21 protein-coding genes, 5 tRNA genes and 1 pseudogene are annotated in these 24736 nt (G+C 55.0%); 18 read left to right on the forward strand and 9 right to left on the reverse strand.

The window, feature by feature from the left end; genetic code table 11:
• Window positions 1-169 precede the first annotated feature (169 nt).
• The 18 genes from AC2FAP_RS13055 (at window position 170) to AC2FAP_RS13140 (ending at window position 13381) form a co-directional block, all read left to right on the forward strand.
• Window positions 170-823, forward strand: a complete 654-nt coding sequence (locus tag AC2FAP_RS13055) for a metal ABC transporter ATP-binding protein (protein ID WP_151711785.1) — start codon at window positions 170-172, stop codon at window positions 821-823.
• Complete coding sequence (locus AC2FAP_RS13060) at window positions 820-1680, forward strand: metal ABC transporter permease (RefSeq protein ID WP_020883852.1); 861 nt, start codon at window positions 820-822, stop codon at window positions 1678-1680. The genes AC2FAP_RS13055 and AC2FAP_RS13060 overlap by 4 nt, the downstream gene beginning before the upstream one ends.
• 14 nt (window positions 1681-1694) lie before the next feature.
• Window positions 1695-2573: a metal ABC transporter substrate-binding protein gene (locus AC2FAP_RS13065; RefSeq protein ID WP_485452948.1), complete on the forward strand. Its 879-nt coding sequence runs from the start codon at window positions 1695-1697 to the stop codon at window positions 2571-2573.
• 130 nt (window positions 2574-2703) lie between these two features.
• On the forward strand, window positions 2704-3201 hold the full coding sequence (gene pncC, locus AC2FAP_RS13070; RefSeq protein WP_020883854.1) for a nicotinamide-nucleotide amidase: 498 nt from the start codon (window positions 2704-2706) through the stop codon (window positions 3199-3201).
• A gap of 89 nt (window positions 3202-3290) precedes the next feature.
• The gene (recA, locus tag AC2FAP_RS13075) at window positions 3291-4349 is read left to right on the forward strand and encodes a recombinase RecA (protein ID WP_020883855.1); all 1059 of its coding nucleotides are present in this window, start codon (window positions 3291-3293) and stop codon (window positions 4347-4349) included.
• A gap of 68 nt (window positions 4350-4417) precedes the next feature.
• Window positions 4418-4918, forward strand: a complete 501-nt coding sequence (gene recX, locus AC2FAP_RS13080; protein ID WP_182268858.1) for a recombination regulator RecX — start codon at window positions 4418-4420, stop codon at window positions 4916-4918.
• Between the two features lie 131 nt (window positions 4919-5049).
• Complete coding sequence (gene alaS / locus AC2FAP_RS13085) at window positions 5050-7677, forward strand: alanine--tRNA ligase (protein ID WP_485452949.1); 2628 nt, start codon at window positions 5050-5052, stop codon at window positions 7675-7677.
• Between the two features lie 241 nt (window positions 7678-7918).
• Window positions 7919-8104: a carbon storage regulator CsrA gene (gene csrA, locus AC2FAP_RS13090; RefSeq protein WP_000906486.1), complete on the forward strand. Its 186-nt coding sequence runs from the start codon at window positions 7919-7921 to the stop codon at window positions 8102-8104.
• 343 nt (window positions 8105-8447) lie between these two features.
• A tRNA-Ser gene (locus AC2FAP_RS13095) sits at window positions 8448-8540 on the forward strand.
• Window positions 8541-8544: 4 nt separating this feature from the next.
• Window positions 8545-8621: transfer RNA gene (locus AC2FAP_RS13100), tRNA-Arg, on the forward strand.
• A 64-nt stretch (window positions 8622-8685) separates the two neighbouring features.
• Window positions 8686-8762 (forward strand) — tRNA-Arg (locus tag AC2FAP_RS13105).
• Between the two features lie 161 nt (window positions 8763-8923).
• A tRNA-Arg gene (locus AC2FAP_RS13110) sits at window positions 8924-9000 on the forward strand.
• 64 nt (window positions 9001-9064) lie between these two features.
• Window positions 9065-9141, forward strand: a tRNA-Arg gene (locus tag AC2FAP_RS13115).
• Between the two features lie 133 nt (window positions 9142-9274).
• A complete protein-coding gene (yqaB, locus tag AC2FAP_RS13120; RefSeq protein ID WP_182268860.1) occupies window positions 9275-9841 on the forward strand; it encodes a fructose-1-phosphate/6-phosphogluconate phosphatase in 567 nt (188 codons plus the stop codon).
• The gene (locus AC2FAP_RS13125; protein WP_032678833.1) at window positions 9838-10266 is read left to right on the forward strand and encodes a YqaA family protein; all 429 of its coding nucleotides are present in this window, start codon (window positions 9838-9840) and stop codon (window positions 10264-10266) included. The genes yqaB and AC2FAP_RS13125 overlap by 4 nt, the downstream gene beginning before the upstream one ends.
• An 83-nt stretch (window positions 10267-10349) precedes the next feature.
• The gene (gshA, locus tag AC2FAP_RS13130; protein ID WP_182268861.1) at window positions 10350-11894 is read left to right on the forward strand and encodes a glutamate--cysteine ligase; all 1545 of its coding nucleotides are present in this window, start codon (window positions 10350-10352) and stop codon (window positions 11892-11894) included.
• Between the two features lie 152 nt (window positions 11895-12046).
• The gene (luxS, locus tag AC2FAP_RS13135) at window positions 12047-12562 is read left to right on the forward strand and encodes an S-ribosylhomocysteine lyase (RefSeq protein ID WP_008499539.1); all 516 of its coding nucleotides are present in this window, start codon (window positions 12047-12049) and stop codon (window positions 12560-12562) included.
• 54 nt (window positions 12563-12616) lie between these two features.
• Window positions 12617-13381, forward strand: coding sequence for an AraC family transcriptional regulator (locus AC2FAP_RS13140; RefSeq protein WP_032680417.1), 765 nt, complete (start codon window positions 12617-12619; stop codon window positions 13379-13381).
• Here the strand turns inward: AC2FAP_RS13140 and leuA are convergent.
• The 9 genes and pseudogenes from leuA to nrdF form a co-directional block, all read right to left on the reverse strand.
• Window positions 13378-15027 (reverse strand): 2-isopropylmalate synthase, encoded by a 1650-nt coding sequence (gene leuA, locus AC2FAP_RS13145; protein ID WP_104440319.1) that lies wholly within the window; start codon window positions 15025-15027, stop codon window positions 13378-13380. The genes AC2FAP_RS13140 and leuA overlap by 4 nt on opposite strands.
• 96 nt (window positions 15028-15123) lie before the next feature.
• Window positions 15124-16671, reverse strand: a complete 1548-nt coding sequence (gene emrB, locus AC2FAP_RS13150; RefSeq protein WP_182268862.1) for a multidrug efflux MFS transporter permease subunit EmrB — start codon at window positions 16669-16671, stop codon at window positions 15124-15126.
• Window positions 16672-16687: 16 nt separating this feature from the next.
• Window positions 16688-17860 carry a multidrug efflux MFS transporter periplasmic adaptor subunit EmrA gene (emrA, locus tag AC2FAP_RS13155; protein WP_020883861.1) on the reverse strand — a complete coding sequence of 391 codons (1173 nt, stop codon included), beginning with the start codon at window positions 17858-17860 and terminating at the stop codon, window positions 16688-16690.
• 127 nt (window positions 17861-17987) lie between these two features.
• Entirely contained in the window at window positions 17988-18518 is a 531-nt protein-coding gene (gene emrR / locus AC2FAP_RS13160) for a multidrug efflux transporter EmrAB transcriptional repressor EmrR (RefSeq protein ID WP_014171323.1), read from the reverse strand.
• Window positions 18519-18832: 314 nt separating this feature from the next.
• Window positions 18833-20017, reverse strand: coding sequence for an MFS transporter (locus AC2FAP_RS13165; protein WP_014171322.1), 1185 nt, complete (start codon window positions 20015-20017; stop codon window positions 18833-18835).
• A 149-nt stretch (window positions 20018-20166) separates the two neighbouring features.
• Window positions 20167-21165, reverse strand: coding sequence for a glycine betaine/L-proline ABC transporter substrate-binding protein ProX (gene proX / locus AC2FAP_RS13170; protein WP_025203399.1), 999 nt, complete (start codon window positions 21163-21165; stop codon window positions 20167-20169).
• Between the two features lie 9 nt (window positions 21166-21174).
• The gene (proW, locus tag AC2FAP_RS13175) at window positions 21175-22239 is read right to left on the reverse strand and encodes a glycine betaine/L-proline ABC transporter permease ProW (RefSeq protein ID WP_014171320.1); all 1065 of its coding nucleotides are present in this window, start codon (window positions 22237-22239) and stop codon (window positions 21175-21177) included.
• On the reverse strand, window positions 22232-23434 hold the full coding sequence (gene proV, locus AC2FAP_RS13180; RefSeq protein WP_020883862.1) for a glycine betaine/L-proline ABC transporter ATP-binding protein ProV: 1203 nt from the start codon (window positions 23432-23434) through the stop codon (window positions 22232-22234). Before proV ends, proW begins: the two co-directional genes overlap by 8 nt.
• Window positions 23435-23767: 333 nt before the next feature.
• Window positions 23768-24727: pseudogene (nrdF, locus tag AC2FAP_RS13185) on the reverse strand (class 1b ribonucleoside-diphosphate reductase subunit beta).
• Window positions 24728-24736: the final 9 nt, after the last annotated feature.

The raw sequence follows: 24736 nt of genomic DNA on the forward strand, positions 1-24736 counted from the left end.
CCGCTCATTTACATCCGCATTATCTTTCATTATTGTTATGTTATAACATTTGATGTGGTGATGAGATGTCTACTTCCTTTTTTTCTCTGTCTGCGCCGGTCCGGCTTCTGATGGCGCTGGCGCTGATTGTCTTTATCGGGCTGGCCGTGTGCTGGGCGGTGGCATTGCCATGATTGTGATGAGTCAACTCACGGCGGGTTACGACCGCGAGCCGGTCACGCGTCCTCTTTCCGGGGTGATTGAATGCGGGAGCATGACCGCCATCCTCGGGGCCAACGGCTGCGGTAAATCAACGCTTCTGAAAACCCTCGCCGGGTTTATCCCGCCGGTAAGCGGCCGTTTTCACTGGCAGAAAAAACGCCCGGTAATGGGCTGGCTGGCACAGCGTCATGCCCTGGAGGCGCAATTTCCGCTAACCGTGCAGGATGTGGTCAGCATGGGCTGCTGGCCTGAAGCGTCGCTTTTTTCTGGCCTTCGCCGTGAAATGCGGCTGCGCATTGCCGGTGCGCTTGAGCGGGTGGGGCTTGGAACGATGGCGCTAACGACCATTGATGAGCTCTCAGGCGGTCAGTTTCAGCGCATGCTGTTCGCGCGGGTATTAGTGCAGCAGGCGCCGCTGGTCATGCTCGATGAGCCCTTTACCGGCGTTGATGAAGCTACCTGTAATGTGCTGATGGACCTGATGCTGGAAATGTATATGCAGGGGCAAACGGTGCTTGCGGTGTTGCACGACAGCGAGCGTGTATCGCGCCACTTCCCGCAGACGTTACGGCTGGACGCTGACATGCCCCAGTGGAAAACCGAGCGGGTGAGGGTGGCATGATCTGGCATATCTTTTTTCAGCCTTTTATTGAGTATGGCTTTATGCGCCGCGCGCTGGTGGTTTGCCTGGCGTTGTCCGTCAGTACCACTGCTCTGGGCGTTTTCCTTCAGCTGCGCCGGATGAGTCTGATGGGCGATGCCCTCTCTCACGCCATTTTGCCCGGTGTCGCGGTGGGGTATTTGCTCAGCGGTATGTCGCTGCTGGCCATGAGTGTGGGAGGCTTTATTGCCGGTATTACCGTGGCGCTGGTGGCCGGGCTGGTCAGCCGTCGAACGCCGCTTAAAGAGGACGCCAGTTTTGCCGGGTTCTATCTTGGCTCGCTGGCGCTGGGCGTCACGCTGGTATCACTGCGCGGTTCGAGCGTCGATCTTCTGCACCTGCTGTTTGGCTCCATCCTGGCGGTGGATAACGATGCCGCGCTTTTTGTGGCAGGCGTTTGCATGTTCACCCTTATCACGCTGGCGATTTTCTACCGTGGGCTGGTGACCGAGGCCTTTGACACCGCCTGGCTGCAGGTAAACGCCCGCCATGTTCCCGGCTTATTACACGGCCTGTTTCTGGCGCTGCTGGTGCTTAATCTCGTTGCCGGTTTTCAGGTGCTTGGCACGTTGATGGCGGTCGGGCTGATGATGCTCCCTGCGGTAGCGGCACGCTGCTGGGCACGCACCTTACCCGGACTGCTATTGATGGCGGGTATCAGCGGTATTTTCTGCGCGTGGCTCGGACTCAGTCTCTCCTGGGCCGCCAGCCTGCCCGCGGGGCCGTCCATCGTGCTTACCGCCAGCGCGCTGTTCTTTATTTCCATTTTATTTGGCACGCGCAGCAGGCTGGCTGGCAGCCTGCGTGCGCTTTTTTAACGCAAGGGGAAACGATGAAACGTACGGGATTCGTAGTGGCGCTCGCGCTGGGGATGATGTCGCAAACGGTGATGGCGAAAACGCTCAATGTGGTGACCAGCTTTTCCATACTGGGGGATATGACCCGGGAGGTGGGCGGTGACCATGTGAACGTCACGACGCTGGTGGGGCCGGACGGCGATCCGCATACCTTCGAGCCCTCGCCAAAAGATAGCGCGGCGCTAAGCAAGGCAGATGTTGTGGTGGTCAATGGTCTGGGGCTGGAAGGGTGGCTGGATCGCCTGGTGAAAGCCTCCGGGTTCAAAGGCCAGCTGGTGGTGGCGTCGCGTGGTGTGCAGACGCATACCCTCGAAGAAGAGGGCAAAACCGTCACTGACCCGCACGCCTGGAACAGCGCGGCGAACGGGGCGCTGTACGCGCAAAATATTCTCAACGGGCTGGTGAAAGCCGACCCAGAAGATAAAACCGCGCTGGAAGCGACCGGAGAACCGTACATCGCGCAGCTTAAGCAGCTGGATAGCTGGGCCAAAACGCGTTTTAGCCAGATCCCGCTGGTGAAACGTAAAGTGCTGACCAGTCATCACGCGTTCGGCTATTTCAGCCGCGCCTACGGGGTGACGTTTATGGCACCCCAGGGGTTGTCGTCAGAGAGCGAGGCCAGCGCGGCACAGGTCGCTGAGATCATTAATCAGATTAAAGCGGACGGCGTGAAAACCTGGTTTATGGAAAACCAGCTCGACCCGCGGCTGGTTAAACAGATTGCTACAGCCACCGGCGCGCAGCCGGGAGGCGAGCTTTACCCTGAAGCGCTCTCGGCAAAAGGGGGCGTGGCAGAGACCTACGTTAAGGCGTTCCGCCACAATGTGGATACCCTCGCTGACAGCATGAAATAATCCTCGCCACCGCCGGTGCGCTCGCATCGGCTTTTTTCTGAAGCCCCCTCGTAAATCCTGCAGCGCATCCCCATATCTGACGAGAAAGTGCTATCTTGTGCTGCATGTTTTTCTAAGGCCTGGAGCGAGAATGACTGACCATGAATTGATGCAGCTTAGCGAAGTGGTAGGGCTGGCGCTTAAGCAACGCGGGGCGACCCTCACCACCGCGGAGTCCTGCACCGGCGGCTGGGTGGCGAAAGCGATTACCGATATTGCCGGCAGTTCCGCCTGGTTTGAACGTGGTTTTGTGACCTACAGTAATGAAGCTAAAGCGCAAATGATCGGCGTGCGGGAATCTACGCTCGAACAGCATGGCGCGGTCAGCGAGCCGGTGGTGATTGAGATGGCTATTGGTGCGCTCAAAGAGGCGCGCGCGGATTATGCAATATCGATTAGCGGCATTGCGGGCCCGGACGGGGGCAGTGACGTGAAGCCTGTCGGCACCGTCTGGTTTGGTTTTGCTACCGCCAGAGGTGAAGGGATCACCCGCCGGGAGTGCTTTAGCGGCGATCGCGAAAGCGTGCGTCGTCAGGCAACCGTTTATGCATTAAAAACGCTCTGGCAACAATTTCTACAAAATACTTGATACTGTATGACCATACAGTATAATTGCACCAACAGAACAGAAATCCACGGTGAAGCACAGTCGCTTCTCCCGGCATGACAGGAGTAATAATGGCTATCGACGAAAACAAACAGAAAGCGTTGGCGGCAGCACTGGGCCAGATCGAAAAGCAATTCGGTAAAGGCTCCATCATGCGCCTGGGTGAAGACCGTTCCATGGATGTGGAAACTATCTCCACCGGTTCGCTTTCTCTGGATATCGCGCTGGGCGCTGGCGGCCTGCCAATGGGCCGTATCGTAGAAATCTACGGGCCCGAGTCCTCAGGTAAAACAACCCTGACGCTGCAGGTTATCGCTGCGGCACAGCGTGAAGGTAAAACCTGTGCGTTTATCGATGCCGAGCACGCGCTGGACCCTGTTTATGCTCGTAAGCTGGGCGTTGATATCGACAACCTGCTGTGTTCTCAGCCGGACACCGGTGAGCAGGCGCTGGAAATTTGTGACGCGCTGGCCCGTTCCGGTGCGGTTGACGTTATCGTGGTCGACTCCGTTGCTGCTCTGACGCCAAAAGCTGAAATCGAAGGCGAAATTGGTGACTCTCACATGGGCCTCGCGGCACGTATGATGAGCCAGGCAATGCGTAAGCTGGCCGGTAACCTGAAGCAGTCCAACACGCTGCTGATCTTCATCAACCAGATCCGTATGAAAATTGGTGTGATGTTTGGTAACCCGGAAACCACTACCGGTGGTAACGCGCTGAAATTCTACGCGTCTGTCCGTCTGGATATCCGCCGTATCGGCGCGGTGAAAGAGGGTGAAAACGTAGTGGGTAGCGAAACCCGCGTGAAGGTTGTGAAGAACAAAATCGCAGCGCCGTTCAAACAGGCTGAATTCCAGATCCTCTACGGTGAAGGTATCAACTTCTACGGCGAACTGGTTGACCTGGGCGTGAAAGAGAAGCTGATTGAAAAAGCGGGCGCATGGTACAGCTACAACGGCGACAAGATTGGTCAGGGTAAAGCAAATGCAATCTCCTGGCTGAAAGAGAACCCGGCTGCGGCGAAAGAAATTGAGAAGAAAGTGCGTGAGCTTCTGCTGAACAACCAGGACGGTACGCCTGATTTCGTGGTGGATAACGCGGGTGCTGAAGAAACCAACGAAGATTTCTAATTCTCTCGTTTAAAGATGAAGGGCTGCTAATGCGGCCCTTTTTGCATTTCTGAATCAGCAGGTTTTTTATGAGTGAATCGACTTCACGCCGCCCTGCCTATGCACGCTTACTGGACCGTGCGGTGCGCATTCTTGCCGTCCGTGACCACAGCGAACAGGAGTTGCGGCGAAAACTGTCGGCCCCCGTAATGAGTAAAAACGGGCCGGAAGAGATTGATGCGACTGCGGAAGATTACGACCGCGTCATTGCCTGGTGCTATGAGCACCTCTATCTGGATGACGAGCGTTTCGCTTCCCGGTTTCTTGCCAGCCGTGGCCGCAAAGGATATGGCCCCGCGCGTATCCGCCAGGAGCTGAACCAGAAAGGGGTCGCCCGTGAAACCATTGAAAAGGCCATGCGCGAATGCGACACAGACTGGTGCGCGCTGGCAAAAGAACAGGCCATTCGCAAGTACGGCGAACCCTTGCCACGTGAATTTTCAGAAAAAGTTAAAATCCAGCGCTTTTTGCTCTACCGCGGCTTTCTGATGGAAGATATTCAGGATATCTGGCGTAATTTTGCGGATTGAATGCATGCGGGATTTTACTTCCCACTAAAGAAAACTTATCTTATTCCCACTTTTTCCAGTAGCTGGTCTGTCCAACGTTTTACCGATACAGGCTTGCTACGACATTTCGTTAGCTTGATTTCAGGATAATTATGAGCAAGAGCACCGCTGAGATCCGTCAGGCGTTTCTCGATTTTTTCCATAGTAAGGGACATCAGGTAGTTGCCAGCAGCTCCCTGGTACCGAACAACGATCCGACTCTGCTGTTTACCAACGCCGGGATGAACCAGTTCAAGGATGTGTTCCTTGGTCTCGACAAACGTAATTATTCCCGCGCCACAACCTCACAGCGTTGCGTGCGTGCGGGCGGTAAACACAACGACCTGGAAAACGTCGGTTACACCGCGCGTCACCACACGTTCTTCGAAATGCTGGGTAACTTCAGCTTCGGCGACTATTTCAAACACGATGCCATTCAATATGCGTGGGAACTGCTGACCGGTGAAAACTGGTTCAACCTGCCGAAAGATCGTCTGTGGGTTACCGTCTATGAAACCGATGACGAAGCCTACGAAATCTGGGAAAAAGAGGTTGGTATCCCGCGCGAGCGTATTATTCGCATCGGTGATAACAAAGGCGCACCTTATGCGTCTGACAACTTCTGGCAGATGGGCGATACCGGTCCTTGCGGTCCGTGCACCGAGATCTTCTACGATCACGGCGACCATATCTGGGGTGGTCCTCCAGGCAGCCCGGAAGAAGACGGCGATCGCTACATTGAGATCTGGAACATCGTCTTCATGCAGTTCAACCGTCAGGCTGACGGTACGATGGAGCCGCTGCCGAAACCGTCCGTTGATACCGGTATGGGTCTGGAGCGTATCGCGGCTGTTCTGCAGCACGTTAACTCCAACTACGAAATTGACCTGTTCAGCACCCTGATTAAAGCCGTTGCGCAAGTGACGGGTGCAACCGATCTGAACAACAAATCGCTGCGCGTTATTGCAGACCACATCCGTTCCTGTGCGTTCCTGATTGCCGACGGCGTGATCCCGTCGAATGAAAACCGTGGCTATGTGCTGCGTCGTATCATTCGTCGTGCTATCCGTCACGGCAACATGCTGGGCGCGAAGGACACCTTCTTCTATAAACTCGTTGGGCCACTGATTGGCGTGATGGGCGCAGCCGGTGATGAGCTGAAACGTCAGCAGGCGCAGGTTGAGCAGGTTCTGAAAACGGAAGAAGAGCAGTTTGCTCGTACTCTGGAGCGCGGACTGGCGTTGCTGGATGAAGAGCTGGCGAAACTTAAGGGCGATACGCTGGACGGCGAAACCGCTTTCCGCCTGTACGATACCTACGGTTTCCCGGTTGACCTGACGGCGGACGTTTGCCGTGAGCGCAACATTAAAGTGGACGAAGCAGGCTTTGAAGCCGCAATGGAAGAGCAGCGCCGCCGTGCGCGCGAGTCCAGCGGTTTTGGTACTGACTACAACGCGATGATCCGCGTTGATGGCGCATCAGAATTCAAAGGCTACGAAAATCTGGAACTGACTGGCAAAGTGACCGCCCTGTTTGTTGACGGTAAAGCCGTAGACAGCATCAACGCGGGTCAGGATGCGGTTGTCATTCTGGACAAAACGCCGTTCTACGCAGAATCCGGCGGCCAGGTTGGCGATAAAGGCGAACTGAAAGGCAACGGTTTCAGCTTCAGCGTAAGCGACACGCAGAAATACGGTCAGGCGATTGGCCATCAGGGCAAACTGACTGCCGGTTCTCTGAAAGTGGGCGAGGGTGTCCAGGCGAACGTTGATGAAGCTCGTCGTGCGCGCATTCGTCTGAACCACTCAGCTACGCACCTGATGCACGCTGCCCTGCGTGAAGTTCTGGGAACGCACGTTGCACAGAAAGGTTCTCTGGTTAACGATAAAGTGCTGCGCTTCGACTTCTCTCATTTTGAAGCGATGAAGCCGTCAGAAATCCGCGCGGTGGAAGATCTGGTGAATGCGCAGATCCGTCGTAACCTGCCAATCGAAACCCATATCATGGATCTCGAGGCGGCGAAGAAGAAAGGCGCGATGGCACTGTTCGGCGAGAAATACGACGACCGCGTTCGCGTGCTGAGCATGGGCGACTTCTCGACTGAACTCTGCGGCGGTACGCATGCCTCCCGTACCGGCGACATTGGTCTGTTCCGCATTGTTTCCGAATCAGGAACGGCGGCGGGCGTGCGTCGTATTGAAGCGGTAACCGGTGAAGGCGCGATTGCCAGCCTGCATGCGCAGAGCGATCAGCTGCACGACATCGCGCAGTTGATGAAAGGTGATAGCCAGAACCTGGGCGAGAAAGTGCGCGTTGCGCTGGATCGCACGCGTCAGCTGGAAAAAGAGCTGCAGCAGCTGAAAGAGCAGGCTGCGGCGCAGGAGAGTGCAAACCTCTCCAGCAAAGCTGTAGACATTAAGGGCGTCAAACTGCTGGTCAGCGATCTGGCGGGCGTTGAGCCTAAGATGCTGCGTACTATGGTCGACGATCTGAAGAACCAGCTCGGTTCCACAGTTATCGTGCTGGCGACAGTGGCAGAAGGTAAGGTTTCTCTGATTGCGGGCGTCTCTAAGGATGTGACCGACCGCGTAAAAGCAGGGGAACTGATTGGTATGGTCGCCCAGCAGGTGGGCGGTAAGGGTGGCGGTCGTCCGGACATGGCGCAAGCCGGTGGTACGGATGCGGCGGCACTTCCTGCGGCATTGGCCAGTGTTGAAAGCTGGGTGAGCGCGAAACTGTAATAACTACAAAGCACAAGCAGACGCCATAGCGGTAACGTTATGGCGTCTTGTTCACTGCGCTATCGATAACGATAAAGTCAGGTTGAGTTTGTGTATATCGGCTAAACTTACGTTTAACAGAATGTGATGCCGTGACTGCTTACACTTTACGTGTTTGTCATCGCTTACTTTTTGGCGTTATATGATGGATAATGCCGGGATACAAGAGACCCGACTCTTTTAATCTTTCAAGGAGCAAAGAATGCTGATTCTGACTCGTCGAGTTGGTGAGACCCTCATGATTGGGGATGAGGTCACCGTGACAGTTTTAGGGGTAAAGGGTAACCAGGTACGTATTGGTGTAAACGCTCCTAAAGAAGTATCTGTCCACCGTGAAGAGATCTACCAGCGTATCCAGGCTGAAAAATCCCAGCAGTCCAGTTACTGATATTGTCGCGTCTCGCTGTCGGGCGAGACGCAACCTCTCCCGCCATTTTTCCTGCTTAAAGTTACCGTTTAATTTCAATCGCTCTGTTTTTAACCACTCTCTTACCCTTAACTCGCCTTAACATCACTATTCTGTCATCAGTTTTCTGAGAAGATGCCTGCAAAATCCGCTTATAAAACACCCTCTTTGCAGCTTTTGCATGCGAATTGCGTGTGATTTGTGCAAACGATAAAAGCTTTTGGAAAATTGTTTGACTTATAAGTCCCAGAAAGTAATATATGCGCCACGCAGCGACGAGAAGCTCTTAACGAGTTACTCGAAGCACTCGAAAGAGGCGTTGTGTGGTGAGGTGGCCGAGAGGCTGAAGGCGCTCCCCTGCTAAGGGAGTATGCGGTCAAAAGCTGCATCCGGGGTTCGAATCCCCGCCTCACCGCCATTTTGCATCCGTAGCTCAGCTGGATAGAGTACTCGGCTACGAACCGAGCGGTCGGAGGTTCGAATCCTCCCGGATGCACCATCTATTACTTCATATTCCTTTCGAAGTGATATGAATATCGAGTAGTACAATAGTAAATCCCGATGCATCCGTAGCTCAGCTGGATAGAGTACTCGGCTACGAACCGAGCGGTCGGAGGTTCGAATCCTCCCGGATGCACCATCTTCTCCGAGATAACAGCAAAGCTGTTGTTTCAAGGTCTGCGGGTTAGCCGCAAGCACCAGGGAGGATAACGTTGCTTTAGCAACGGCTCGAAGGGCGAGGCGCAGCCGAGTAATCCTCCCGGATGCACCATTTACTATTTCTGAAAGCAGTACCCTGATGCATCCGTAGCTCAGCTGGATAGAGTACTCGGCTACGAACCGAGCGGTCGGAGGTTCGAATCCTCCCGGATGCACCATCTATTACTTCATATTGCTTTCGAAGTGATATGAATATCGAGTAGTACAATAGTAAATCCCGATGCATCCGTAGCTCAGCTGGATAGAGTACTCGGCTACGAACCGAGCGGTCGGAGGTTCGAATCCTCCCGGATGCACCATCTTCTTTTCTGTACCACTCTCTTTCTCCCTGGTTATTCCTTCGACGTTCCGTCAGCAATCATTTCTCTTTGAGCGACAAAAACCACCGTTTACGATAAAGTAATGCTTTGTTAATCGTTTAGCGAGAGCACGATGTACGCACAGTATGACGGTTTGATCTTCGATATGGATGGCACTCTCCTGGATACCGAACCCACGCATCGTCAAGCCTGGACTGATGTCCTTGCTCGTTACGGTATGCGTTTCGATCTTCAGGCGATGATCGCCCTCAACGGAGCCCCAACCTGGCGTATAGCGCAGGCCGTGATTGAACGTAATCATGCCGATCTCGACCCGCACCTTCTGGCCCGTGAAAAAACCGATGCGGTAAAAGCGATGCTTTTAGATACCGTGCGTCCGTTACCGTTAATTGACGTCGTAAAAGCATGGCACGGGCGTCGTCCTATGTCCGTTGGCACGGGCAGTGAAAGCGCTATTTCGGAAGCGCTGCTCACCCATCTTGGCCTGCGCCATTATTTCTCTGCGGTGGTTGCCGCCGATCATGTTCAAAATCACAAGCCCGCACCGGACACCTTCCTGCGTTGTGCAGAACTGATGGGTGTGCCTGCGGTGAAATGTGTTGTGTTCGAAGATGCTGATTTTGGTATTCAGGCCGCGCGCGATGCCGGGATGGATGTTGTGGACGTCCGCTTACTGTGAGTGACGCGCTGTCACTTTTATCATTATTCGCCAGCAGTTTTTTAAGCGCCACGCTCTTGCCGGGAAATTCGGAAGTGGTGCTGGTGGCGATGCTGTTGTCTGGCGTGAGTCAGCCCTGGTTGCTCGTGTTAATAGCAACAATGGGTAATAGCTTTGGAGGGCTGACTAACGTTATTCTTGGGCGTTTCTTTCCGCTGCGTGAAAAATCGCGCTGGCAGGAAAAGGCAGTCGGCTGGCTAAAACGCTATGGCGCTGCCACGCTGTTATTAAGCTGGATGCCTGTAATAGGTGATTTACTGTGCCTGCTGGCGGGATGGATGCGCATCTCCTGGGGGCCAGTGCTCTTTTTTTTGTGCCTTGGCAAGGCGTTGCGCTATGTTCTCGTGGCATGGGCAACACTACAGGGTATGACGTGGTGGCACTAATTGGTGGAATGAATACGCGACCTTCAATCGTCAACCATTACAATTATGCTGAGTAACAATACTTTGACAGGCGGGAGGTCAATTTGATCCCGGACGTATCTCAGGCGCTGGCCTGGCTGGAAAATCACCCTCAGGCACTGAAGGGTATTCAGCGTGGTCTTGAGCGTGAAACGCTGCGCGTTAACGCGGACGGTAGCTTAGCGACAACGGGTCACCCGAAGGCGTTAGGCTCGGCGCTGACACATAAATGGATCACAACCGATTTCGCTGAAGCGCTGCTGGAATTCATCACGCCAGTGGATGGTGATATTGATCATATGCTAACGATTCTGCGCGACATCCATCGCTACACTGCCCGCAATCTGGGTGATGAGCGTATGTGGCCGCTCAGCATGCCGTGCTATATCGAACAAGGCCAGGAGATTGAACTGGCGCAATACGGCACGTCAAATATCGGTCAGCTGAAAACGCTCTATCGTGAGGGGCTGAAAAACCGCTACGGTGCGTTGATGCAGACCATTTCTGGCGTGCATTACAATTTCTCTTTACCCATGGCGTTCTGGCAGGCGAAGTGCGGCGAAACGGATAAAGACGCGATCTCCGCGGGTTATTTCCGCCTGATCCGCAACTACTATCGTTTTGGCTGGGTCATTCCGTATCTGTTTGGGGCATCGCCTGCGATATGCTCGTCATTCCTGCAGGGGAAACCGACCACGCTGCCGTTCGAGAAGACAGAGTGTGGAATGTACTATCTCCCGTACGCCACCTCCCTGCGTCTTAGCGATCTGGGTTATACCAATAAGTCGCAAAGCAATCTCGGTATTACGTTTAACGAATTGCACGAATATGTGGCAGGATTGAAGCGGGCGATCAAAACGCCGTCGGAAGAGTACGAGAAAATCGGCCTCGAAAAAGACGGTAAGCGCCTGCAGATTAACAGCAACGTGCTGCAGATTGAAAATGAACTGTACGCGCCTATTCGTCCGAAGCGCGTCACGCACAGCGGTGAAACCCCGTCGGATGCACTGCAGCGCGGCGGGATTGAATACATAGAAGTGCGCTCGCTGGATATCAACCCGTTCTCACCCATCGGCGTTGATGAGCAGCAGGTTCGCTTCCTGGATCTGTTTATGGTCTGGTGCGTACTGGCGGATGCGCCGGAAATGAGTTCAGAGGAACTGCTCTGTACCCGTACCAACTGGAACCGCGTGATTCTGGAAGGGCGCAAGCCGGGTCTTACGCTGGGTATTGGCTGCGAGACAGCGCAGTTCCCGCTGACGAAAGTCGGCAAGGATCTGTTCCGTGACCTGAAGCGTGTTGCCCGAACCATGGACAGCATTGACGGTGGTGAAGCCTATCAGAACGTGTGCGACCAGCTGGTTGAATCGTTTGATAACCCGGAACTGACGTTCTCAGCGCGTATTCTGCGTTCTATGATTGATCAGGGTATTGGCGGCACCGGGCGTTCGCTCTCTGCGGAATACCGCGAGATGCTGAAGCAGGAGCCGTTAGAGATTCTGAGTGAAGCCGATTTTGTGGCAGAACGAGACGCGTCTGTCGTGCGTCAGAAAGAGGTTGAAGCGGCGGATACGGAGTCGTTTGAGGCGTTTCTGGCGAAACAGGCTTAACAGAAAAGAAAAAGGCCACATCGCTGTGGCCAAAATATACATCTCTGAATTCAGGGATGATGATAACAAATGCGCGTCTTTCATATACTCAGACGTGCATTTTGTAGAAGAGTTCAGTTTATTTTAAAAAAAATCACTATCGGAGGTGACGTATGCCGTTATTAGATAGCTTTACTGTCGACCATACCCGTATGGAAGCACCTGCAGTACGTGTGGCGAAGACCATGCACACCCCGCACGGCGACACGATCACCGTATTCGATCTGCGCTTCTGCGTGCCTAACAAAGAAGTGATGCCAGAGAAAGGCATTCACACCCTGGAGCACCTGTTTGCCGGGTTTATGCGCGACCACCTGAATGGTAATGGCGTGGAGATCATCGATATCTCTCCGATGGGTTGCCGTACCGGTTTCTACATGAGCCTGATTGGTCAGCCTGAAGAGAAACGCGTCGCGGATGCCTGGAAAGCGGCAATGGAAGATGTGCTGAAGGTGAAAGAGCAGAACCAGATCCCTGAGCTGAACGTATATCAGTGCGGAACTTACCAGATGCACTCTCTGGAAGAAGCCCAGGAGATCGCGCGTCATATCATCGAGCGTGACGTTCGCGTAAACAGCAACGAAGAGCTGGCGCTGCCAAAAGAAAAACTGCAGGAACTGCACATCTAGTGCACCTTTTCCCTCTCCCTCAGGGAGAGGGTAGGGTGAGGGGCGTTTAACCTCATGACCACAACCTCAACCTTCTCCTTTACCCATCGCCCACTTGTTCCTTATGCCCATGATTACCTTCATGGCGACAGCGAGCCGTGGCATCAGCACGACTGCGCGCAATTGCTGCACACCCTGAGTGGGGTGGTGAGAGTCGATACCGCATCAGGTTGTTGGGTGGTGCCGCCCGGACGTGGCGTCTGGCTACCCGCGGGCACTCCGCACTCTTTGCGTATTACCGGCAACGTTGCGGCGCGCACGTTGTTTATCGATCCCCTGGCGCGAGCCGATCTTCCGGCAACCTGTCAGATAGTCCAGATCTCCGGTCTGTTACGCGAACTTATCCTCACCTCGCTGACGCTTGAGGCGTCCTACTCGCCAGGCAGTCGTGATGAGCGCGTATATGAGCTCATTCTGGATGAAATCCGCACGATGCGGGTGCTGCCGTTTCACCTGCCTGAGCCGGAAAGCGAGCCGTTGCGTACCCTTTGCCAGCAGATCCGGCTGTTGCCGGGGGAAAGCTGGGGCAGCATGCAGGCCGCAAACACGCTTGGTATGAGTGAACGTACGATGAACCGCCATTTCAAGCAGCAGACGGGGTTAAGCTACGGTGAGTGGCTAAGAAGGGCGCGCCTGCTGGAAGCGCTGCTGCGCCTGGGACAAGGTCAGCCAGTGCTACGTGTGGCGCTTGATCTGGGCTACGGCAGCCACAGTGCCTTTACGGCGATGTTTCGCCGGGTGATGGGGATATCACCCAGCGATTATTTCAAAGACAGCTAGCTGACAGCATTGAACAGGGCCTGAAGAGACGCGCGGGCCACGTCGCTGTCAATGCCGACGCCCCAGCGGCTGCTACCATCCTGAAACAGACAGCGGATATACGCCACCGAGCGGCTGTCGCTGCGCTCCCCAAGCGTATGTTCGTGATAGTCCTTAATGACAAACGGGGTCGTGACCCAGCGGCTTAGACCATTGGCCGCCGCGGATAAAAGCCCGTTGCCTTGCCCCTCCAGCTGGCGCATCCCGCCCTGCGTCGTGACGCTTGCCGTCAGATGTAACTGCCCGTCCTGCTGGCTGTCGCTACGGTAAGCGTGCAGGGCAAAGCCCGGCGTCTCTACCAGCCCATAACGGGTGCGGAACAGTTGCCACAGCGCATGCTGCGTCATCTCTTTACCGTGCTGGTCGGTTTCCTGCTGTACGTGCTGGCTAAAGTCCTGCTGCAGGGCGCGGGGTAATTTCAGACCATGATTTTGTTCAATAAGCCACGCGCTGCCGCTTTTCCCTGACTGGCTGTTAACCCGGATCACCGCTTCGTAGGTGCAACCAATATCCTGCGGGTCAACCGGCAGATAGGGCATTTCCCAGCGTTCGTCAGGCTTGCGGGCATCAAAGCCTTTCTTGATGGCATCCTGATGTGAACCTGAAAATGCGGTATACGCCAGCCGTCCTGCCCACGGATGGCGCGGATGCACCGGCAGCTGATTGCAGGTTTCTACCACCTCCACCACGTGATTCATGTCGCTAAAGTCCAGATTCGGGCTAATCCCCTGGCTGTAGAGGTTCATCGCCAGCGTGACCAGGCAGACGTTACCGGTTCGTTCGCCGTTCCCAAACAGACACCCTTCGACACGGTCTGCACCGGCCATCAGGGCCAGCTCCGCGCTGGCGACACCGGTGCCGCGGTCGTTATGCGGATGGACGCTGATGCAGACATCGCTGCGGCGGCTGAAATGACGGCAGAAATACTCAATCTGATCGGCATACACATTCGGTGTACTGACCTCAACGGTGGCCGGTAAGTTGATCACCATCGGGCGTTCGGCGCACGGCTGCCAGATGTCTGCCACGGCTTCGCAAATCTCCAGCGCAAAGTCCGGCTCGGTAAAGCAGAAAGTTTCCGGAGAGTATTCGTATTGCCAGCGGGTGGCGGGATTCTCTTCGCACAGCGTGCGGATAAGACGCGTGGAACGGGTCGCCAGCTCAACGATTTGCGCTTTCTCCATGCCGAACACCAGGCGGCGGAACAGCGGGGCGGTGGCGTTATACAGGTGTACGGTGGCCTGCTTCGCCCCGCGCAGCGACGCAAAGGTACGCAGGATAAGGTCTTCTCGCGCCTGGGTTAATACCTGAATGGTGACGTCATCGGGAATGCGGTTTTCGTCGATCAACTGACGCACAAAATTGAAGTCCGTCTGTGAGGCAGAGGGGAAAGCGACTTCGATTTCTTTGAATCCGCAACGCAGTAACAACGCCCAGAACTGCAGTTTGCGGTTGCTGTCCATCGGCTCGGCAAGGGCCTGATTACCGTCGCGTAAATCGGTGGAAAGCCAGCGCGGCGCCTGCGTGAGGCGTTGCTCAGGCCAGCGGCGATCGGGCAGGGAAATAGCAGGTTGAGGTTGGTATTTGTCGGAAGGTGTTTTCAGCATGGTGCGCTCCTGTTGTCTTTTCACTATCGTGAATCGATTTCAGGAGCGCTGCTTTATCGTTACTGACAATCGCTGTCGCGATCTGGACACCGCACGTTAGTGCGCACCGCCGCCACCGCCTCCGGCGCCAAACGGTGGTCGGGCAAACCATACCAGTCCCAGCAGGATGATAAAGATCCCCGCCGATATCCAGAATATCTCGTTTGCCGAGATAATCAGGCCCTGGTTGGTGATCTGCTGGGCGATCCAGCCGGATGTCTGCTGCTCCGTCATCCCCATTCCCTGAAGCTGACTGTACATCTGCTGCGAGTTAGGGTTAAACGGGTTCACCGCTTCGGTCAGCTGCGCATGGTGCATCGACTCGCGATTGGTCCAAAGGGTCGTGGTGATCGACGTCCCGATGGAGCCTGCCAGCGTACGCGTAAAGTTCGACAGGCTTGATGCCGCCGCCATGCGCTCTGGCGGCAAGCCAGAAAGCGTAATGGTCGTCAGCGGCATAAAGAAGCACGCCACGGCGAAGCCCTGAATGAACTGCGGCCATGCGGATGCGCCAAAGTCCATGCCCGGCTCGAACGTATACGCGCGCCAGTAGAAGCACACCGCGTACATAATAAAGCTGAAGGTCACCAGTCTGCGCATGTCGAGCTTGTGAGCGAAGCGGCCGATAATCGGCGACAGCAGGACCGGAATTAACCCCACTGGCGCAGAAGCCAAACCTGCCCAGGTTGCGGTGTAGCCATATACCTCCTGCAACAGCTGCGGCAGCAGAACGATTGCGCCGAAGTAGAGCATGTAGGCCAGGCTGATACACAGGCAGCCGATGGTGAAGTTTCGCGACTTAAACAGCGAGAGATCGACGATTGGGTTATCGTCTGTCAGCTCCCAGACGATCAGGAAGCTCAGCGATATCACCGCGACAACGGTCAGGATGATAATCTCTGTCGAGTTAAACCAGTCCAGCTCTTTACCCTGATCGAGCATCACCTGCAGGCTACCGATCCCGACCACCAGCAGCGCCAGACCAATGGCGTCAATTCGCCGCTGCTCTGTTCGGGTTTCGCGACCGCGCAGCGTTTGCAGGGTCAGCATCACCACCAGCGCCCCAATCGGCACGTTGATGAAGAAGATCCAGCCCCAGTGGTAGTTGTCGCTGATATAGCCGCCGAGGATAGGCCCGCAAATCGGTGCGACAATCACCGTCATTGACCACAGCGCCAGCGCGATAGAGCGCTTAGCGGGCGGATAGTTGTTCAGCAGCAAACTCTGCGACAGCGGAATCAGCGGCCCGGCCACAATCCCCTGAATGACGCGGAAGATGATCAGCATCGTCAGGCTGTTGGACATGCCGCACGCCCAGGAGGCGAGCACGAACAATACCGTTGACCACAGGAACAGCTTCACTTCACCGACGCGCTTCGCCAGCCAGCCGGTGATAGGGATGGAGATGGCGTTTGCCACCCCAAACGAGGTAATGACCCAGGTCCCCTGGCTCAGTGACGAGCCAAGGTTACCGGCGATGGTCGGGATCGCCACGTTTGCGATGGTAGAGTCCAGCACCTGCATGAATGTCGCCAGCGACAGCGCAATGGTCATGATAACCAGTTGCGCCCCCTCCAGCGGTTTTTGCGGCTTTTGCTGTTGCATAACGCTCACCTTCGGATTAACCGGCGTTTGCCTTCACGATGTCATCGATCAGTTTATTGACCGGATCGAGGCTAATTTCACGGGCGTTACTTTCATAAGCCGGGGTGCTGCGCACCTGACTTGCCAGGATCTGACCATCGCGGTTGGCGGTATCAACCGTTACCAGCGTAGAGAGGCCAATACGCAGCGGATGGTCCGCCAGCTGTTTTGCATCCAGTTCAATACGTACAGGCAAGCGCTGAACCACTTTGATCCAGTTCCCGGTGGCGTTTTGCGCTGGCAACAGGGAGAAGGCACTGCCGGTCCCCATATCCAGGCCGACCACTTTCCCGGTGTACTTCACGTCATCACCGTAAATATCGCTGATCACCGTCGCGGTCTGGCCGATACGCATATGGGCAAGCTGCGTCTCTTTAAAGTTCGCATCAACCCACAGGTTGTCCGCCGGAACGACCGCCATCAGCGGCGTGGTTGGGCTAATTTGGGCGCCAGGCTGGACGGAACGACGAGAGACGTAGCCGGTCATCGGGCTGACAATTTTAGTACGCTGCAGGGCAAGCCACGCGTTGCGCACGTCGGTGGCAGCCTGTTGCACGGCAGGCTGGTTTTCCAGGCTGGTGCCCAGCACCATCGCCTGGTTGGCGTTGTACTGTTGAATCGCCACGTCCAGCTGCGCCTGTGCGCTGGCAACGGCATCACGCGCGTGCTGCAGCTCTTCACGGCCAATCAGGTTGGCAGTGCCGAGGGGAACGCGACGGTTCAGGTCGCTCTGCGCCTGCGCCAGTGCGGTTTTCTGCACGTCGATGTTGGCCTGCAGCTGCTTGCTGTTGATCATCAGCTGGCGGGTCTGACGGACGCTGGAGGCCAGCGCGGTCTGGGCTTTTTCAAAAGCCTGTTGGGCGTCGGTCGGATCGAGCGTGACCAATACATCCCCTTTTTGCACAAAATCGGTGTTATCAGCCCAGACTTTCGTCACGCTGCCCGATACCTGCGCCATAATTTGTACCTGGTTCCCTGCCACGTATGCATCGTCTGTCTCTTCAGCATGACGCAATACTAAAAACCAATAGATCCCATATGCCACGGCAATAATAATAAAGAGCAATGTCAGTACAATAAGGGCGCTTTTGCGTTTGCCCTTTTTATTGACCGGTTGCTGCGGGGTAGTGCTCTCCGCATTTGCGCTCATTGTTGTTCTCCACGATCTTCTTATTTTCACATCGGCTGAGCCGAGCTGTTGTCAGAAAGGCCAGCAGTGTGACGTGCTGGCCTGTCGGTTTTCTTATGAGTCTGGGATTGTTGAGCGTGTTGTCGCGTTAGCGCAGCGCCTCTAGAACAGCGCCGTCTTCATCCATCTGGTCCAGACGGGTCAGCAGCTTACGAGTAATGTGCTCAAGCTGGTCGCGCTCGGTGGTGCTGAGGGCAGACCACAGTTGATGCAGGCAATTATGCTGAGGTGGCAGCACCTCACGCAGGAATTGGTGACCTTTGTCGGTCAGCTGCAGATGCAGGCAGCGGCGATCGTTATCGCTTTCACGGCGTTCAATCCAGCCGCGTTTTTCCAGTTCATCGGCAATACGGGTGGCATTAGTACGGGATGAACCCAGCGCGCAGCTCAGCTCTGACGGCTGAATGCTGTGATTTTCCTGAGACTCCAGCGTAATTAACGCCATAAACAACGTCTCGTTAATCCCTTGAGCTTTCAGCATCTTATTACGATTTTCCAGTAGCTTACCCTGCATGTGCATGCACAGGCGGGTCAGCAGGATCTCCTGATACGGGAAGTCCTCATGACGACTGGCGCGGAATTTAAGCATTTGTTCAATGGGCGTAAACGAACTATCCATTTGGGCATAACCTCATTAATTACAGCCGATATAGTAACGATAGTGACAAATAATGTAAATGAATTATTTGTGCGGTTATATCCGCCAAACTTATGTCACCATCAGAAAGCGCCGGGTAAGTCCGTGACCCGGTGAGCACAGAGAGCGTTGGGAGTGAACCCGCGGAAGAGAGGATGTGAGGACGGGGGTCTGAACTATTCATGCCGGTAGAAAATATGTCACCCACATTAAAATTTCTGGGATAAATGATTACGTTTACATTAACAGACTGCAGGGCCCCTTTACACCCTAAGAGGCCCAAAGCAATGTAAAACTTAGTTAATTACGTCCTGGCGATGGTACCCGCGCCACCATACTAGCAGATTCAGCGCGGCGACGATTGCCCCTATCCCGCACACGCCTGACCAACCGGCATGCTGCCACGCCGAGGCTGAAATTAACGAACCCGCTGCGCCGCCAATAAAATAGCTGGTCATGTATCCGGCCGTGAGGCGGTTACGCGCCTCTGGCTTCACGCGGTAGATGACGGTCTGGTTAGTGATATGCACGCCCTGTACGGTCAGGTCGAGTACCAGAATACCGACGATCAGCGCCAGCACAGAGGTATGGCCATACCAGATGGCTGCCCAGGAGAGCAGGAGCAGAACCAGCCCGGCAGAGGTCGTCAGATGGGATTTGCCTTTATCCGCCAAGCCGCCCGCCGGACGCGCGCCCAGGGCTCCCGCAGCGCCCGCCAGACCAAACAGACCAATCACCGCTTCGGAATAATTGAACGGCGGTGCGGCCAGCAGAAACGCCATTGAGGTCCATAAGATGCTGAAGTTGGCGAAGGTCAAACAGCCCAGCAACGCACGCGTACGCAGCAGTTTATCGTGTGTGAAGAGGCTGAAAACGGAGGCGAGAAGCTGCGGATAATTAAGGTGATTTTCCTGCTTCACCTTTGGCAGCCCGCGCCACAGGGCAAGCGCCATCACGGCCATCAGTACGCTCGCCACCCAATACACGGTACGCCAGCCACCAAGACTCGCCAGCAGCCCGGCGACGGTCCGCGCCAGCAAAATCCCCAGCAGCAGGCCGCTCATGATTGTTCCCACCACCTTGCCGCGCTTTTCCGGTGAGGCGAGAGTGGCGGCGAGCGGAACCAGAATCTGCGCCACGACGGAGAACAGACCCGTTAACGCGGTGCCGATAATCATCATCGTTAACGAGTGGCTGCTGGCGGTGATCAGCATCCCGCCTGCGGCCAGCAAGGTCATGGAGACAATCAGCATCCGACGCTCAAACATATCGCCCAGCGGCACGAGGAAAAGCAGCCCGGCGGCATAGCCAAGCTGCGCGGCGGTGACAATAAAGCCAGCGGAGCTGGCAGAAAGGTTAAATGCGCGGGCGATGGTATCGAGCAGTGGCTGCGCGTAGTAGTTACTGGCGACTGCCAGACCCGTTGCCACGGACATTAAAAGGATGAGTGCCGGGCTAAGCCCTTGAGTTGTTTTAGTCATCAGGTTCAGGAATCGTGAGTTAAGTGATTATTTTTCCGTGAACCATAATAGCGAATGATTGTGAATGTGGTGGGATTGTTACGTGCTGGATTGTGCGGTTTAGGGGAGTTCACCCTCTCCCGTGGGGAGAGGGCAGGTCTGAAGGGCTCTTATGACTTCTGCGCGTCCATCGCTTCTTTTACCCAGCCATCAAACTGCTGCTGGTGGGCTTTGATCCAGCCATCCACGTGGCCTTTGATGTCAGCTTCGGACGATTTCCCCGCGTGCATCATTGCGTTCTGGGCGTTGATGTCCGCCAGAGGCAGTTTCATCACCGAGAACAGCTTCGCTGCCGCCGGGTTTTTCTCAGCCCAGGTTTTGTTAGCAACGATATGCATCGTGTTTACCGGGAAGCCATAGTTCATGCCGTTTGGCAGTTTGGTGTCGATATCTTTCTGCTCGCCCGGCAGGGAAGAGAAGGGCACCTGCAGCCACACCACGTCTTTCCCCGGCTTCAGCACGTCGCTCACCCAGTACGGTGTCCAGGTGTAATAGATAACCGGTTTACCCTCTTTGAAGCGGGCAATGGTGTCGGCCATCATCGCCGAGTAGTTACCGTGGCTGACGTCGACCGTTTTCGCCAGGTCAAAGGCTTTGTTCTGGTGATTAATCACCGCCTCACAGCCCCAGCCCGGCGAGCAGCCCATCATGTCAGCTTTGCCGTCACCGTTGGTGTCGAACAGTTTGGCAATCTTCGGATCCTTCAGCTGCTCAATATTGGTGATGTGGTACTGGTCGGCTGTTTTCTTGTCGATCAGGTACCCCTGCGCCGCACCGGTCACGAAGGTGCCTTCACGGTAGAATTTTTTATCCCCGCCGGCGGCGGCATACATGTCGTCGTGCAGCGGCTGCCAGTTGACGGCGGTAAAGGTGGCATCACCGGAGGCAATCGAGGTGTAGCCCACGTTGTAATCCACTTCACTTGGGGTGTTGACCGTATAGCCCAGTTTTTCCAGCGCGCGGCTGACTAACAGCGTCTGGAAGGTCTCTTCTGAAATGGTGCTTTGCACCGGTTGCACGGTAATGCCTTTGCCCGGCAGGTCTGCTGCAAACGTGCTGGTGGAGACAAGGGTGGCAAACGCTGTGGCAAAAAGTACGCGATGTCGCATCGTTGTTCCTTATTTTCTGAATGGGCGGGTGATTAACCCGACAGGGCCGGTGCTATACCAGCGACGGTTGCCGCGACTGCGTGAATCACGACCGACAGCCTGCGTCAGGCGGTCAAGGATAATGGCGAGGATCACAATGCCGACGCCGCCCACGGTGGCCAGTCCCATATCAAGACGACCAATGCCGCGCAGCACCATCTGACCCAGTCCGCCGACGGCGATCATTGAGGCAATCACCACCATGGAGAGGGCCAGCATCAGCGTCTGGTTGACACCCGCCATGATGGTTGGCATCGCCAGTGGAAGCTGAACTTTAAACAGCATCTGGCGCGGGCTGGCACCAAATGAACGCGACGCCTCGATAAGATCGGCCGGTACCTGGTTAATCCCGAGTATCGTCAGACGAATGACCGGCGGCAGGGCGAAGATAATGGTCACCACGACGCCCGGCACGTTGCCGATACCAAACAGCATCACGATCGGCACCAGGTAGACAAACGCGGGGGTGGTCTGCATCGCATCCAGCAGCGGACGAATAATCTTCGCCGCCCGCGGACTGCGCGCCAGCCAGATCCCCATCGGCAAGCCGATAGCGACGCAGAAGAGCAGGGCGGTGAGCACCAGCGCTAAGGTGATCATTGCCTGCGACCAGGCGCCAATCGCGCCGATGGCTATCAGTGAGATCAGCGTGGCGACACCCATGCCAGCGCTGCCAAACTGCCAGGCAATCAGGGAGAAGAGCACAATAGCGACCGGCGCGGGCATGCCGAGCATCAGCTGCTGGAAACCGTTCAGGATGTAATCCACCGGTACGCGGATCCCCTGGAAGACCGGACGGAAGTGAGTCACTACCCAGTCGATCCCCTCCGTGACCCAGCTATCCAGCGGGATCAGCGTCTTATGAAACGGATCCATAATATTGAAGTGCTCTGGCGCAGGGGCCGGTGCACTGTTGAGCCAGTCCGCCGCGCCGCCATCGGTTGGCGCAGGCGTGGAAGACCCCCACGCATCGGCAGATTGAGCAGCGCTGTCCGCCGCCTCGGTGGTTCCCCACGGGTTAGATTGATCAGCCATTGTTTGTCCCCTCGCGATCTAAAGCCTGCAGCAACATGCGTTTTGAGATGATGCCGACGTACTGTTGTTCCTCACTGACTACCGGTACGGCACACGGGGCCTGACCAACGTGAGAGAGCAACTCGCTGAGCGGCGTTTCGGCGTCCACGGCAAGCGGGGAGTCGATAACTGCCGCATCAATACCCTGATTTTCGCTGAGTGCGGTTTTCAGGGAGTCGATGGAAACAATGCCAACAAATTTATTACCGCGTTCGATCAGATAACCGTATTCCCGATCTTCATCCTGCAACAGTTTCAGTGCAGAGCGCGGACCAAAGCCCGGTGTTTTGCGGATAAGACCGTTCGGTGAACGACGGGCGATATCTTTCGCACTAAAGACCTGACTAATATCCACGCCGCGGAAGAAGGTGCGCACATAATCATTGGCCGGATTATTCAGAATTTCATCCGGCGTGCCGACCTGCACCACTTCACCATTTTGCATAATGGCAATACGGTCACCAATACGCATGGCTTCATCAAGATCGTGGGAAATAAAAACAATGGTACGTTGATGTTTAGCCTGTAATTTTACCAGCTCATCCTGCATCTCGGTGCGAATTAATGGATCGAGTGCCGAGAAGGCTTCATCCATTAATAAAATGTCTGGGTTAATGGCTAATGCGCGGGCTAATCCGACACGCTGGCGCATCCCGCCAGAAAGCTCATCCGGGTAGGCATGCGCATAATTCTCGAGGCCCACCTGACGTAATGCATCCAGCGCTTTTTCCTGACGTTCATTAGCGGTAACGCCCGCTAATTCCATGCCAAAGGCGGCATTATCCAGCACCGTCATATGCGGCATCAGCGCGAATGACTGGAACACCATTGCAATCTTCTTTCTGCGCACCTCGCGAAGTTCAGCCTCTGATATTCTGGCGATATCAACGCCATCTATCAGCACCTGTCCACGGGTGGGTTCAATCAGGCGATTGAGAAGGCGAACCATAGTGGATTTACCCGAACCGGATAACCCCATGATGACAAAAATCTCGCCTTCTTCAATGGCCAGACTGGCGTCTTTAACGCCAAGCGACAGCCCGGTTTTTTCCAGAATTTGCTCTTTTGAAAGGCCTTTCTCAATATATTTGAATGCGCGCTGAGGATGCTCGCCAAATACTTTATAAAGATTTTTCACTTCTAATTTAATTGCCATGCAATAGAGAGTGTCCTGTTATTTGTTTATGTCGATATCATTACCATGGTAAATAGTTAACTGGCATTACCCTAACATACTGAGAATCTGAGACAACCCTGGGTTTGCTTATGGCAGGAATTTTGCCGTAAGCGAAACGGCTGAATTTCCCATGAGTAAAGGGCTGAGCGTGGTTTGAATTTTTCTGAATTTTTTGCTTTTGCACAGCGAAATTTCGCCTGAATCGGAGTGATTCAGGCGAATATGAACGGGGAATTACAGTGTAGTTGCCCGTGAAATATTAGGGAGGAAATTGTTAGATTTATATTAAATTAATGAACGTTAACCCGCTCATTAAAAATCCCAGTCCTCATCTTCGGTCTCTACCGCTTTGCCCATCACATACGACGAACCAGACCCGGAGAAGAAATCGTGGTTTTCATCGGCGTTGGGTGACAGTGCCGCCAGGATCGCCGGGTTCACGTCGGCCATTTCCGGTGGGAAAAGCGCTTCGTAGCCGAGATTCATCAGCGCTTTATTGGCGTTGTAGCAAAGAAACGCTTTTACCTCCTCCTCCCAACCGGTACCGGCGTACAATTCTTCGGTATAACTCAGTTCGTTCTCGTACAAATCCATCAGCAAATCGAGGGCAAAACCTTTTAACGCTTCGCGCTTTTCTTCGCTGACGTTCTCCAGCCCTTTCTGATATTTATAGCCGATGTAGTACCCGTGTACGGCTTCATCACGAATGATGAGGCGAATTAAATCGGCGGTGTTGGTCAGCTTGCCGCGGCTCGACCAGTACATCGGTAACCAGAAGCCCGAATAGAACAGGAAGGATTCCAGAAACACGCTGGCAATTTACTTCTTCAGCGGTTCGTCGGCCTGATAATACTCCAGCACCAGGCTGGCCTTTCGCTGCAATGACTCGCTTTCTTCGCTCCAGGTGTACGCCGCGTCCACATCTTTGGTCTGGCACAGCGTCGAAAAAATCGAGCTGTAGGAGCGGGCATGGACCGCCTCCATAAAGCTGATGTTCGACATCACCGCCTCTTCGTGAGGCGTCAGCGCGTCGGCCATCAGCGCAGGGGCACCGGCGGTATTTTGAATGGTGTCCAGCAGCGTCAGACCGGTGAACACACGGATCGTCAGCTGCTGTTCGGCGTGGCTGAGGGTTTGCCAGGCCGGAATATCGTTTGAAAGCGGGACTTTTTCCGGCAGCCAGAAGTTGCTGGTCAGGCGGTTCCACACCTCCAGGTCTTTATCATCCTGAATTTTATTCCAGTTAACGGCACTCACGCGTGACAGTTTCATCCTTTCTCC

The organism is Enterobacter cloacae complex sp. 394I7 (assembly GCF_057320345.1).